Genomic DNA, 14,797 nt, shown 5'->3' with positions numbered 1-14,797 from the left:
AGAGCCTCGCTGGATGATAGAGATGGAATTTCCAATGCAGATAAGAGAGCTGTTTACCAAACAACTAGATCGCCCAATCAATGGTGTGGTGAAAGCTGAACAACTGGATGAGCAGATCATCTGGACTGAGCTTGACGAATATGTGGTGACCCGTGAACTGGACCGCCACCTGCGTCACTTTTTTGAGACCTACCTGCCTGGTGTCAGCCACCCAGATGATCCTAGTGTGGCGGGTAAAATTGGGATTTGGGTTTCTGGCTATTTCGGTTCCGGTAAATCCCACTTTATCAAGATACTCTCTTATCTGTTAGGCAATCAGAAAGCCGTTCACAATGGTCAGACCAAAGCAGCCATCGAGTTTTTCAAAGAGAAAGTCAGCGATCCTCTTCTCTATAGCGATATTCACGCCGCCGTTAACCGCAATACTGAAGTGATCCTCTTTAATATCGACAGTCGTGCTGATACTGAAGATAAAGAAGATGCCATTCTTAAAGTATTCCTGCGCGTCTTCAATGAACGCTTGGGATATTGCGCTGACCATCCTCATATTGCACACCTGGAACGTGAGTTAGATTCCCGTGGCCAATATAAGCCATTCAAAGCAAAATTTGCTGAACTCACTGGCTCAAGCTGGGAAGAACAGCGTGATGCATATGGTTTCTGTCGTGATGAAATGGCAAAAGCCTGGGCCTATGCTACAGGCCAGTCAGATGCATCATCGGTGCAAAGCATGGAAAATCTCGAATCCATGTTTACCCTCGACATTGCTAATTTCTGTAAATGGGTGCGGGAATATCTCGATCGCAGCGATCAATCTGGCGACAGTAATCGCATGGTCTTTCTGGTGGATGAGGTCGGACAGTTTATCGGCAACAACACTCAGATGATGCTCAAGCTGCAGACGATAACCGAAAATATCGGTACCGCATGTGGGGGCAGAGCTTGGGTGATCGTCACCTCACAAGAAGATATCGATGCTGTACTGGGGGATCTTAGTGCCAGAAAAGGCCAGGACTTCTCCAAGATCCAAGGACGCTTTCACACAAGGATTTCCCTCTCCTCGTCCAACACCAATGAGGTGATACAGAAACGTCTGCTCGAAAAAAGCGAAGAAGCCAAAAACTGCCTGGCCGAATTGTTTAGTCAAAAAGGCGACATCCTTCGCAACCAGTTGACCTTTGATACCAGTACCACAGCTGAGCTTGCTAACTACAGTGATAATGTCGAGTTTGTTGATCACTACCCTTTTATTCCCTATCAGTATCTGCTGGTACAAAAGGTCTTCGAAGCGATCCGCAAAGTGGGGGCTACCGGTAAACATCTCTCCCGTGGTGAACGTTCTCTGCTGGATGCATTCCAGAATGCCGCACGCCAGCAGATGAACAAAGAGATCGGTGTATTGGTGCCTTTCCATGCCTTTTATCCGGCAATCGAATCCTTCCTCGATACCAACGTTAAACGCATCTTCGAACAAGCGGCTGAGAAAGCAAGCCTCGATCCTTACGACATTAATATTCTTAAATCGCTGTTTTTGATCCGCTATGTCGATCTAGTCAAATCCACTATTGATAATCTGGTCACTCTCTCTATTGAAGAAATAGATACAGATAAAGTGGCGCTGAAAAGTCGAATCGAAGCCAGTCTACAGCGTCTTGAAAACCAGCTATTGATTGTCAGAAATGGCGATGAATACGTATTCCTGACTAATGAAGAAAAAGAAGTCGAGCAGGAGATCAAACACACTCAGGTTGAAGCAACTGAAGAGAACCGGCAACTGGCCCGGTTGGTGTTTGAAGAGGTTATGGGCAATCGCCGTCAGTATCGCTACCCGGTAAACAAGCAGGATTACCCACTGACTCGCTTTTGTAACGGCCATTCAATAGACGGCAGCCAACAAACAGATCTGGTTCTCAAAGTCATTTCTCCACTGGATGCCAATTTTGAAAGTTATAATGAACAATCCTACAAGGCACTGAGCCAGGAAGGAAATGGTTGTATTCTGGTACGCCTGTCGAGTGAGAAGCGGATCTGGGCTGAATTTGATACGTGGTTGAAGACCGAGAAATTCTTGGCAGGGATACGGGGTAAACGACCTGAGCAAGAGAAATTGCTGGCGGAAAAAGCACTAGAAAACACCCAGCGTCGCAGCCGCCTGAAAGTGCTATTTGATGAGTTGGTGAAACAAGCGCAGATCTTCGCACTCGGTAATGAGCTGCAAAGCAAATCGGCCAGTGTCAGCAATATGCTTGATGAAGCTTGTGCCTACGTAATCGAAAACTCATTCCAAAAGCTCTCTTTACTACAAAGCTGCGGTAACAACCCGGTGCAAGAGCTGAAGTCGGTGATCATGGCTGATGACATGGCACAGCTAAATATCAATCTCGGTGAAAAAGACCCAAATGCTGCTGCCAAAAAGGAGATTGAACTCTTTTTAAATGTCGCAGATGAAAAAAATCAGCCGGTTTACCTTAAAGAGTTGCTAGAGCGATTCGGTGCTCGTCCTTTTGGCTGGAACCGTGACGAAGTAATGCTTCAGGTGACTCATCTGGTCTTGCTTGGTAAGGCTGCGCTCTCTACACCGAATGGCGATTTGCCCCTCAAACGCAGTTACGAACATTTTACCTCGGTACGTAGCCACAACACACTGCGAATTCGCCGAGTACGTCAGCATACAGAACAGCAAGTCGCCAAAGCGGCTAAACTGGCGAAAGATATTTTTAATAAACCCTTCGAGAGCAGCGAAAAAGAGCTGGCGAATAAGCTTCTTGATGTATTGGTCGAGTGGCAGCGGTTAATTAAAGAATTTGATTTTAAAGCTAAAGATGGAAATTGTCCGGGGAAAAGCACCCTGCTTACCGGCAGTCGATTGATCGCCAGCCTGCTTGAGCTGGGCAACAACAGTTATGCCCTGATCGATGGCCTCTGCCAACAGAGCAATGAATGGCAGGATTTTGCCGAAGATTTTGAAGAGGTCGAGGAGTTCTTCACTCGCCAGTTTGATATCTGGCAACAGTTGCGTCGCGCCCTCAACGATCAATTCAAATCCAATCGCCATGCACTAGAGCAAAACCCGGAAGCGGCTAAAGCATTAGCTGCACTGCAGGCTATCTACGATGATAAATCTCCGTATAGCAAACTGCGCCAGGTGGGATCGTTAATTGATCAACTCATCGCCATTAATCTGCAACTGGTGGAACAGAAACGAGCCACCGCCTTGGAGGCGATCAATGCGACCCAGCAAGGTGTTGAGCCGCTGGTTGCTGACTTACCGGCTGAGTTACAAAACCAGGCAATGCGTCCCTTTAACCTGTTAAAAGAACGGATCAGTAACAGCCTGTCCTTACATGAGATTGTCAGCCTGCAACAAGAGGCTGATGATGAAGAAGATAAGGTCTTAGAACTGATCAACCGCTACAGCGCCGAACTTCAAGCTCGTCTGGAAGCGGAGCAAGCCGCAGCTCGGAAAAAAGCGGCTGAACCGCCTAATAGCGATGAGGGTACTTTACGCGAACCTGAACCATCAGGCTCATTAACTACCGCTTCGAGTAACTCTGCTGCGACAGTGGTCAGCCACAAACCAATACCTAAACCTATTGAACTGGTTTCACCCGCTGAGTTACTCGGTGCCAGCCACATCTTTATAGAAACGGAGCAGGATATCGACACCTATCTCGCGACCCTTCGCAGCCGTTTGCAACAGGCGATAGGTCAGGGTAAACGAGTGCGGATTAAGTAAGAGTGTGTCCTAAATCAAGGATGTAAAACGCTCAGCCTCTTTTCTCATCAAAATGGGCTGGGCTGTAAAGAGTGCTCCGAAGATAACCATACAGGAAGAAATAAAACATGTACCAAACCGGTGGCACCATCGAAACACTGCTGAACAAAGTTGAACAGCATGAATATATTTTGCCTGCAATCCAGAGAGAATTTGTCTGGCGGCCAGATCAAATCTGCCAACTGTTTGACTCTCTACTACAAGGCTACCCGTTTGGTACCTTCCTGTTTTGGAAAATTAAAACTGAGAATCTGCGCCAGTATCAATTTTATGATTTTATGCGTAACTACCACCAGCGTGATCAAGTCCACTGTAAAAAGCTAGATATCATCGGTGAAAATGATCGCATCGCGGTGCTTGATGGCCAGCAGCGAATGACTGCACTTAACATCGGGTTACGTGGTTCCTATAGTTGGAAGACTCAGGGGAAATGGTGGTCAAGTGCGGACGCCTTCATCGAACGTCGACTCTATCTCAACCTTTTTGAATGCACAGACCCTGAAAGTGGAACGCGTTATGAGTTCGAGTTTTTAAGCGAGGATGAGGCAAGTCACAACGATGAACAACACCACTGGTTTTTAGTCTCCCGTATTCTCGGTATGAATGCCTATGACGTAATGATGGCAGTCATGGAAATGAATATGCCTGATGATCGCAAGCCAGCTGCAGGAAAAGTTATTTCCCGTTTCCATGACATCATTCACAACAAACCCTTGATCAGTTACTACCTGGAAGAAGGTCAGGAGCTATCCAAGGTTCTCAATATCTTTATCCGTATGAATAGTGGTGGAACAACACTCTCCTATTCAGATCTGCTGCTCTCCATCGCCGTAACGCAATGGAGCACGTTGGATGCTCGTGATGAAATTCACAAGCTAGTAGATGAAATGAACCAAATAGGTAACGGCTTTGCCTTTAGCAAAGACCTGGTACTCAAAGCAGGTTTGATGCTTAGTGATATCGGCAGCGTTGGGTTTAAAGTCGAGAACTTTAGCAAAGAGAACATGTGCAAGCTGGAAGATAATTGGGAACGCATTCGTAAAGCTTTACTTCTTGCAGTCAATCTACTCAGCAGTTTCGGTTTCAACAGTTACAACTTGGGAGCGGACAGTGCCCTACTCCCCATAGCCTATTACCTCTACCATCGAGATCTGGATAACAGCTATCTATCCCGTAGCGAGTATGCTGCTGATAGGCAGGGGCTCAGAGGTTGGCTCATTCGCTCTATCCTCAAACAATCCGGTATTTGGGGAAGTGGTCTTGATACGCTTCTGACTAGCTTGCGAAGCAAGATCAAGGAACATGGTCAGCAAGAGTTTCCTTTGATAGAAATGTCCATCGCGATGACAGAACGCGGTAAGAGCTTACGCTTTGAAGAAGAAGAGCTACAGTCTTTGGTTGAACTCGACTATGGTAACCGCCGCACTTTTGCCTTGTTATCTCTGCTCTTTCCGGGACATGACTTCTCCCACCACTTCCATGTAGATCACATATTCCCTAAAGCCCGCTTTACCAAAAAACAATTGAAAAAGGCAGGGGTCACTGATGACACACAAGCTGAAGAGTGGATTGTCATGGCCAACCGACTACCTAACCTGCAATTGTTGGAAGGAAGCCAGAACAATGAAAAACGTGAGAAATTACCCCATGAATGGTACGAAATGATGTGGCCAGAGCCAACTGCCCGTGCTAATCATCTTCACTTACAGGCAATCGACTCACTACCCGAGACTTTGGTTGATTTTGGGGGATTCTATCACCAGCGTCGTGAAATATTATTGGCGCGTTTGCGTCACATTTTGAGTGAACCTATTACTGCATAATTTCTGTTTCAGGTGAGTTTCAGCCATCTGACAATGCATTCTGAAGGGCGGAATTCCGCCCGGACAAAACAATTTGTGAGCCTTAATGAACACTGCCAATCTAAAAAGAATTGCCCCTCGGGCCCGTACTGCATTTATTACAGCTATCAAAGCACGTGCTGCTGAATTTGGTATCACTGCCAAAGGCCATGCAGAGCCAGTAGTTAGTGGTGAAGTTTTACAAGTCGCTGGATTCACCCATCCTGCCAGCAGTGCCTCTGCCCTCAAGCGCCTGCGACAACGTCTGGCAAACGATGGTTATGAAACTCTGATAGAACAGATAGCTTACACTTGGTTTAACCGCTTCTGTGCCATCCGGTTTATGGAACTGAAAACCGAAGAGAGCTATTTAGAACACGGCGTGCGTCTGCTATCACACCCATCTCAGCCACAAGGCTTTGAAGTGCTGGATCGCGCCCCAGAGGTAATCGACTCCCTTATAGGTGAAGGTGTGAGTCTCGATAAGCCTGCTCTGCTGGATCTATTGCTGGCAGGTAATGAGCAGGAGGCACTATTTCGTGAACTATTACTTGGTCAGTGCCACCGGCTGCATCAAGCGATGCCGTTTTTGTTTGAAGCCATTGATGATGAAACTGAGCTACTGTTGCCTACTGGCCTTATCCGCACCGATGCCTTCTGGCGCGAGCTGGTAGATGAAATCCCGGAACCAGACTGGCAACAAGTAGAGGTGATTGGCTGGCTGTATCAGTTCTATATCAGCGAGAAAAAGGATCAGGTCATCGGCAAGGTGGTTAAATCCGCAGATATCCCTGCCGCTACCCAACTGTTCACCCCTAACTGGATAGTACAATATTTGGTGCAAAATTCGGTGGGGCGTCACTGGCTGCAAACCTATCCTGAGTCCATACTCAAAAGCTCGATGCCCTACTATATCGAACCGGGTGAACAAACTCCCGAGGTAGTGGCACAACTCGCTGAACTCACCCTCACCAGCATCGAGCCTGAATCGATCCACGTGCTCGACCCCGCCTGTGGTTCCGGCCATATCCTGGTGGAAGCCTATAATCTGCTCTATCGCATTTATGAAGAGCGTGGTTATCGCAGTCGCGAAATCCCAGAGCTGATCCTCAGTAACAATCTGTTTGGTCTCGATATCGATGACCGTGCCGCACAGCTGGCGGGTTTTGCTCTGCTGATGCGTGCCCGTCAGGATGATCGTCGTCTATTTTCCCGTGGCGTGATGATGAATATTCATGCCCTAAAGGAAAGCCGTCACCTAAATATTCCGAAACTTTGGCAAGCACTGAATCTCAATGCCGATACTAATCATGGCCAGATTCAGGATCTGTTTGCGCAAGCACCTGAGGCGTTAGCCTCTAATGACCCACGCCAGACTCTGCTGGCCGACCTGCACCATAGTTTTCTTGATGCCAAGACCTTAGGTTCCCTGATTGACGTGCCTGCTGAGCAAGCATCTGCTATTGATGATCTTTATTCCACGCTGCTGGAATTAAACGATCAGGGCGATGCCATGCAGAAACTCGCTGCTAAAGAATTATTGCCGCTGCTGGCACAAGCCCGACTATTAGCTAAACGCTATGATGCGGTGGTCGCAAATCCACCGTATATGGGCAGTAAGGGGATGAATGCGGATCTGAAAGAGTTCGCGAAAAAGCAGTTCCCTAATAGCAAATCAGATCTGTTTGCCATTTTTATCGAGCGAAATCTGGATTTAACAAACCAGTCTGGTTTAGTAGCGATGATCACCATGCAAAGCTGGATGTTCCTCTCTTCATACGAGGCATTGCGTACCCGTATTTTGAATCAACACACTATCCTAAGTATGGCCCATCTTGGGGCAAGAGGATTTGATAGTATCGGTGGAGAAGTCGTCTCAACTACTGCATTCGTATTAGGGAATTTTCACCTTTCAAGGTATCAGGGCGCTTATCTCCGTTTAGTGGATGGCAACTCTGAAACAGAAAAAGCAGCCATGTTTAAAGCAGCTATTGCTTAAAGAAGTAGGGCTTAAGCAGATAATGTCTAATTCTAACCCTAGCAAATTGACTCGCGCCGAGTTAGCCGATATCTATGAAAAATTGGTGCTCTATTACGAGCAGCACCAGGGGCTAACATCTGAGCTGTTATCAACTCAGGTTAAAGGATATCGCAAGTTAAAGAGTGGACTTAGTCTACAAATCCAGCCTTTCTCGACTGAAAGAGAACTGGCGACATCAACCCTACCTACTGCAGATAACAAGCAAAATCTGATCTGGTTTCATAACGCGAAGGGTAACATTTTAAAGAGTATTTTTTACCACTTGCGTAATGCGGCTGCTCACGCCGATATTGAGCGAATTGAAGGAAAACCGATCTGGTACCGCATTGAACATCGTTATAAAAACCAGCTCAAACTCATCTGTCAGATGAAAAAGACTGACTTCTGGTGCTTTGTTGATGCAGCTAAAAATCTGAAAAAAACAAAAAGCAGTAGCAAAACAAAAACAGGGAAAGGAGCCGCGGTATGAGTTTCACATTAGAAGATCTAGGGCTCGCCTATCGTAAGGCTAAAGTAGACCTCTATTACTCAACGACTCCGTCGCTATTTGCCATTGCTGACTACGAGGATAAGCTGCAGGTTAACCTCACTGATTTGCAAGAACGAATCAATGGAGAAGCCCAAGATTGGATATACAACCCAGATTTCCTGGGAGGTTGGTCTCTGGTCCCTAAAGCCATTAAAACGAAGAAAACAGATGACGGCACAGGACTAATTTTCGCGTCACCTGATGATGAATGGCAGGAGATAATAGAAGCTGAAAAAGAAGTCACAGCAGAATTCCGTTTGATGGCCTGCTGCTGTTTGGACTTCCATGTCCTTTCAGCTCTTTGGATGCTCAAGGTGGGTTCCCTTTTTGATAAAAAACTAAGTAGCAATGTCCATGGCAGCCGATTACGTCGTAATCGCCATGATCAAATTAACGAACTAGCACTGGGATCATTTACTCCTTACCTCAAACCTTTTCGCGACTGGCGTGATGGCGGCATCAACGCTATGCGTTCAGCACTGCAAGATAAAAAAGAGGTCTTAGCTCTTACAGCTGATGTGAGCAGTTTTTTCCATGAACTAAATCCTGGCTTTATGCAAGATCCGGCCTTTTTACAACTGATCGGCGTCGAATTGGATCAGAGTCAGACGAAACTGCATCAATTGTTTATTACTGCACTTGAAGCTTGGGCAAAACTAACACCACTCGGAAAAGGCTTACCCGTTGGTTTGCCAGCCTCTGCTGTTGTTGCCAATGCAGCACTCTTTAAGCTCGATCAGTTTATCGAACAGCAGGTTGTTCCGCTCTACTATGGTCGCTATGTGGATGACATCCTGTTGGTGATGGAAAATACCAGTAAGATAAAAAATACGCATCAGTTCTGGGATTGGATCTTTAATCGGGATGGCGGCAAAGAGCTATTTAAGTGGGAACATTCTGATAGCTCAAAAGAACAGGCTATTCTTTTCAAGCCTGATTACCTTGAAACATGCTCCAGTCGTATCGCGTTTACAAACAACAAAAATAAATTATTCGTTCTGTCTGGCGCGGCTGGTATTGCTTTAGTAAATGCTATCACTGAGCAGATTAATCAACGAGCAAGCGAATGGCGCTCGTTACCCAACCTTCCTGATTCAGCTGAATCAGTGGCAACCGATCTGCTTAAAGCAACCAGTCATATTGGTGAACAAGCCGATAATCTGCGTAAAACTGATGCTTTGACACTGCATCGCGCCAGCTTCGCTCTCAATCTGCGTGACTATGAAGCTTATGAGCGCGATCTTCCGCCTGATTCCTGGAAAGAACACCGCCATGCTTTTTTTGATGCGGTAACAGGTCATTTGCTTACACCGATAAAATTCTTCGAACTGGCTCAATACCTGCCACGTATCATTCGCATGGCTGTCGCTTGTGGAGATTTTAGCTATCTTGGGAAAATGATTAAGGCTCTAAATAAGCTAACGGAAACGGTCAAAGATCATTGTACTATATCGATTAAGGCTCTGCAGTCCTCTCTTCAATATCAACAACATGAGTGGTGGAAAACACTTTACGATGCTGTTGCTGAAAGCATTATTTCATCTTTTCCACACAAGCTATGTGGTGAAGGAGAGAATGCCTGGGATGAATTCCGTAATACCTTACAGTTTAAAAAACACTTAGAATCTAGTCTGCTAAAAATTGTCGGCCGCAGTGGTTTACAGGGAGCTCATACCCGGCTATTCAGTTACGATCTAGCTCATATTCCACTTCGCTTCATCGGCCTGCCCAAAGAGATGGTGAGTCAGCGAGGTATCGTTGCACGCAGCAAATTAATCACCTCAGATGCACATGAGTTACTTCATGGCGACATAGTGGAAGGTATCCGTATTCTCGTCCATTGGCTTAGATTTAAAAGAGGGATTCCAGCAGGTCTAAATTTTGCTACTCGCCCTTTTAGCCTTAATGAGTTGTATTTGATAGCACCAGACCCGTTTAATTCGCTTCACTGCGCTAAGCTGAACCAGGTGATGCAGGCACTACGTGGTTTTGAGCTGACCAAGTACAAAATGCCGCATTGGGATAAAAGTAAGAGAGTACTTCAGATTCCTGATGGGGAACCTAAGCCTAAGCATACAATCGCGGTATCTAGCTGGGAAACTAGTGGGCCGAGTTTTGTCGCAGCGGTGATGAACAAACCCGATCCTGATAGTCGTCGCCGTTATCAGCGACTTAGTCGTCTGATCAACGAACTGATCTCCAGACCTGATAATAGTGGATATCTCATTTTACCGGAACTGGCTTTACCGCCGCAGTGGTTTATCCGCATAGCCCACAAACTTAAGGGGCGTGGTATTTCATTTATCAGTGGTGTGGAATATCTGCATGCTCCGAAAAAGCGTGTACGCAATCAGGTTTGGGCCTCACTGAGTCATGATGGTCTGGGCTTCCCATCTCTGATGCTCTACCGACAAGATAAGCAGCGACCAGCATTACATGAAGAACAGGAGCTCTTCCACCTTGCAGGACTTGAATTAAGCCCTGCCTCACAATGGACACAACCCCCGATTGTGCAACATGGCGATTTTCGTTTTGCATTAATGATCTGCAGTGAATTGACCAATATTCGCTACCGGGCAGATCTGCGCGGTAAAGTCGATGCGTTATTTGTACCAGAATGGAACCCTGATACCGATACGTTTAATGCATTGGTAGAATCCGCTGCGCTTGATATCCATGCCTACATCATCCAGTGTAACAATCGCCTTTATGGAGATAGCCGTATTCGTGCACCTTATAAAGAACGCTATCAACGTGACTTGTTACGCGTGAAAGGTGGTAATCACGATTACTGCATCACCGGTGAAATTGACATCACGGCCTTGCGCCAGTTCCAGTCCAGCCACCGTTCACCAGGAAAACCCTTTAAGCCCGTTCCAGACGGATTTGCTCAGGATATGGCATATAGCAGAAAAGAATTACCGAAAGGAGACTCATAATGAGCCAGCAAGAAAATAAAAATTTGGCTAAATGCTTTTACCGTGCATCTGCCTCAGATTTTTATAAAATTCCAAGTAGTCCAATTGCATATTGGATGTCTGATGCACAAGTAAATCTATTTTTGAATAAAAAAATATCCGAGTATGGTAAAGTTGGTGTCGGACTCCAAACTGGAAACAACAGTCAATATATTCGTTATTGGTTTGAAGTGAACTTTCATGATATAAACTGTCACGAAAATGATACTTCATCAGAACATATTTGGTATAAATGCAATAAAGGAGGAGAATATCGAAAATGGTATGGAAATGGACTAGATGTTATCCTTTGGAAAAATAATGGTGCGGCATTAAAAAAAAAATGTACCAAGTGCCGTAATAAGAAATGAATCGCTGTATTTTCTACCGTGTATAACATGGTCTCGAATTGGCTCAGGCACAATTTCATTCCGATATATATCGGGTGGGTTGATTCATAATGATGCAAGCTGCTTCATTGTCGGAAATAACAATGAAATAAATTTAAATTTATTGTCATATTTAAATTCACCTTTAAGAACTATCGTTTTGGAGAGCATAAACCCAACTCTAAACCTATTGCCAGGGCAAATCAATGATACGCCATACTTACATTCAAATGCAGTTGGCATTGAGGATTTAATTAATAACACAAAGGCCGACTGGGACTCACATGAAATATCATGGGATTTTAATGGAATTGAAATAACCAGCACAGTTCATCGTCAACCCTTAATTAAAAACACTTATAAAAAACTTCGCGTTTATTGGAAAAAAATAGTATATGAAACTCGTCAACTAGAAGAGAATAATAATCGTAGCTTCATTGATGCTTATAGTTTACAGGAAGAGCTCCAGCCAGAGGTTCCCCTTAAAGAAATAACGTTAATGTGCAACCCGCACTATCGCTACGGAGGCATCAGAACTAATCAAGAACTTGAAAACATGCTTCAAAGCGACACAATTTCTGAGCTCATTTCTTACATCATCGGTTGTATGATGGGCCGATATTCCATTGATCGTGAAGGGTTAGTTTATGCTTATGCAGGAAATGAAGGCTTTAAAGCTCTGGTTGGAGTTGGCACTTATACCAGTTTCCCTGCTGATAGCGATGGTATTCTGCCACTAACCTCTGAAGCCTGGTTTGAAGATGATATTGCCGCTCGTGTTGAAGAGTTTGTCCGCACTGTATGGGGGAATGAGCATCTGGAAGAGAACCTGCAATTTATTGCCGACAGCCTTTGCCTGGCAGCGATCAAGCCAGTGAAAAAAGGAGATGAAATCTCCCGTGAGACGATTCGCCGTTACCTATCAACTCAATTCTATAAAGATCACTTGAAGACCTACAAAAAACGCCCGATCTACTGGCTATTCAGCTCTGGTAAAGAGAAAGCCTTTGAATGCCTGGTCTACTTGCATCGCTATACTGAAACGACCCTCCCGCGCATGCGTACCGAGTATGTCACACCTCTGCTTGGCCAAATGGCGAGCCGTATCGATCGTCTGCGCTTGCAGCAGAACGAAGCAGAGACTGTCGAGGCGAAACGTATCGGTAAAGAGATCGACAGCCTGACCAAACAGCTTAGCGAACTGCGGGCTTTTGATGATCAGCTCAAACACTTTGCCGATATGAAGATCCCGCTTAATCTCGACGATGGTGTAAAGTTCAATTACGGCAAGTTCGGTACTCTATTGGCTGAAGTGAAAGCTATCACTGGCGACAAAGCCGAGTAAGTTCAAAAGATGAAGCGGAGATACTCATGTCTCCGCTTCATCGCTTTGTTCTCACTTGACCCTTGTACAAATCAGTAAGATTAGCTATTGAGCTTTTAGCTAGTGGGATTCAGTCACTAATCAACCTTCGGAGTTGGTATAATCATCTTCAACAATACACAATACCGCCGATTCACAGCCATGGTGCTGATGGCTTAATTATTCCGAGACGTACTGATGGATATCACTCAGCTTCAAACTGGGCTTAACAACAAATTCACCGCAGATCGGATTGTTTTCTGGCACGACCCAGAACAGAGCTTTACTGCACAGCTTACAGAGCTCGCCATACTGTGGAACGGGTTGCCAGTAACAGTGCTCAATATGGCAGAGCAGTCACAGCTTCAAACTCGCAAACGCATTGAAATCGATGAACCCATGCAGGGATTCCTTCTCTACTGGCCCAGTTCAGAACCATCACCAGCTAAAGACTGGTTGCTCGATATACGTCGTTATAGCACCACTTTTTATGCTGATGCAGCCTCAATTCTGCTTAATGACCTCGGCCTCGCCAATATGGCGCTCCGCGACCACATCGCGTCACGTAAAAGCTTTTTCGCCAACAAAGAGCGTACTGCAGCCTTTAAACGTCGCCTGGACGGCCGTGGCGGTATAGAAGATCCGCTATCACTTGATATGAAGATGATAAGTGTCGTGCTGGCCTGTCATGCTCAGATTGCCGAAATAATGAAAAGCATTGGCGATCGATTACTTGAGAATGCTGAAACCGCTCTTGTTCCGCTAGAACAGCATGGATTGCTGCCTGGATTTTGGCATTTAATGAACCTTGAATATGGATACCATATAGCTGAAGGGACAGAACCGTCACTACGCGAACTGATTCGTAAGTTACTAGTGAGTGAATGCTACGAACAGCTTGATACCAAAGAGCGCCCTGTCTGGCTACAGTCACAACTATTAGCCACTCCCACCGGACGTGCGAATGCTATGGCTCTGCTATCTGGTTGGCGTGATTCTAATCAGTACAGTAGCCATTTTGCCGAAATCTCTGCACAGGTAGCAGAGCAGCTCGAACTTGCTTCACGCCTGACAGCGCAAGATATCTGGCTCTGGGGAGAGGTCGAAGGTTTTGAAGCGGTCGAGCAAGGTTTGATCCGTGAGCTGATATCTGGATTAAACAACGGCGACCTGAGCCTGAATAGAGTAGAGTTTGCCCAACTGATATCTCGCCGTCGACATGGGTTCTGGGCCAGAACTGTACCTAAATATGCTTATATTTACCAGGCGCTGCAACAAGCTGAATTACTGCTAGAACTACGTCGTTCCAAACCGGATGGTTTTCATTACTCTTCGGCGCAAGAAATGTATCTGGCCTATGAAGCTGAATTGTTCCAGTTTGATGCAGCCTATCGCCTGTTTAATGAAGCACTATTGCACCTACAGGGACAATCGGTCGAAGTGCTGGCGGTACTGGCCAGTAAAATCGAAGATCTGTATGTGAACTGGTATCTCTATCAGCTTGGGCTAACGTGGGATGGTTTGTTAGCTAAAGAGCAGCTACTTGCTAACTGGCAACTGGGTCTCCCTTCGCAGCATCGCTTCTATGATACTGTCATCAAACAACGCTTTACCCAGAGCGGGGTCAAGCGCCAGTTTGTGATTATCAGTGATGCCTTACGCTATGAAGTGGCTCATGAGCTCCAGGGACAGATAAATGAAGCCAAGCGCTTCTCTGCACAGCTCAAGAGCCAACTCGGGGTACTACCTAGCTATACGCAACTTGGCATGGCCGCTTTACTACCACATCAGCAACTTGACTATGCCGCTACCAACTCAACAGTATTAGTAGATGGACAGAGCAGCGCGGGTTTAGAAAATCGCAGCACTATTCTAAGAAAGGTAGATACTGTTATGCCATGC

At 45.8% G+C, this 14,797-nt stretch carries 8 protein-coding genes; all 8 read left to right on the top strand.

All coding sequences use genetic code 11. The annotated features are described in order from the left end of the window. The first annotated feature begins 22 nt into the window (after positions 1 to 22). Positions 23 to 3,736, top strand: coding sequence for a BREX system P-loop protein BrxC (brxC, locus tag D6029_RS18475; protein ID WP_244212427.1), 3,714 nt, complete (start codon positions 23 to 25; stop codon positions 3,734 to 3,736). Between the two features lie 107 nt (positions 3,737 to 3,843). After that, the gene (locus tag D6029_RS18470) at positions 3,844 to 5,598 is read left to right on the top strand and encodes a DUF262 domain-containing protein (protein WP_120066190.1); all 1,755 of its coding nucleotides are present in this window, start codon (positions 3,844 to 3,846) and stop codon (positions 5,596 to 5,598) included. Between the two features lie 85 nt (positions 5,599 to 5,683). Further along, positions 5,684 to 7,615 (top strand): BREX-1 system adenine-specific DNA-methyltransferase PglX, encoded by a 1,932-nt coding sequence (gene pglX / locus D6029_RS18465; protein ID WP_120066189.1) that lies wholly within the window; start codon positions 5,684 to 5,686, stop codon positions 7,613 to 7,615. Between the two features lie 22 nt (positions 7,616 to 7,637). After that, positions 7,638 to 8,126: a hypothetical protein gene (locus D6029_RS18460; RefSeq protein ID WP_167456028.1), complete on the top strand. Its 489-nt coding sequence runs from the start codon at positions 7,638 to 7,640 to the stop codon at positions 8,124 to 8,126. Continuing rightward, positions 8,123 to 11,125 carry a reverse transcriptase domain-containing protein gene (locus D6029_RS18455; RefSeq protein WP_120066187.1) on the top strand — a complete coding sequence of 1,001 codons (3,003 nt, stop codon included), beginning with the start codon at positions 8,123 to 8,125 and terminating at the stop codon, positions 11,123 to 11,125. Before D6029_RS18460 ends, D6029_RS18455 begins: the two co-directional genes overlap by 4 nt. Continuing rightward, the gene (locus D6029_RS22700) at positions 11,125 to 11,514 is read left to right on the top strand and encodes a BREX-1 system adenine-specific DNA-methyltransferase PglX (protein ID WP_244212426.1); all 390 of its coding nucleotides are present in this window, start codon (positions 11,125 to 11,127) and stop codon (positions 11,512 to 11,514) included. The genes D6029_RS18455 and D6029_RS22700 overlap by 1 nt, the downstream gene beginning before the upstream one ends. Then, positions 11,504 to 12,877 (top strand): BREX-1 system adenine-specific DNA-methyltransferase PglX, encoded by a 1,374-nt coding sequence (locus tag D6029_RS18450; RefSeq protein ID WP_335671917.1) that lies wholly within the window; start codon positions 11,504 to 11,506, stop codon positions 12,875 to 12,877. Before D6029_RS22700 ends, D6029_RS18450 begins: the two co-directional genes overlap by 11 nt. Positions 12,878 to 13,093: 216 nt before the next feature. Beyond that, a partial coding sequence (gene pglZ, locus D6029_RS18445; RefSeq protein WP_120066186.1) for a BREX-1 system phosphatase PglZ type A occupies positions 13,094 to 14,797 on the top strand: 1,704 nt, incomplete at its 3' end.

The organism is Buttiauxella izardii (genome assembly GCF_003601925.1).
Classification (GTDB): Bacteria; Pseudomonadota; Gammaproteobacteria; order Enterobacterales; family Enterobacteriaceae; genus Buttiauxella; species Buttiauxella izardii.
The sequence above is the reverse complement of the archived record's forward strand: the minus strand, read 5'-3'. Positions and strand labels throughout refer to the sequence as shown.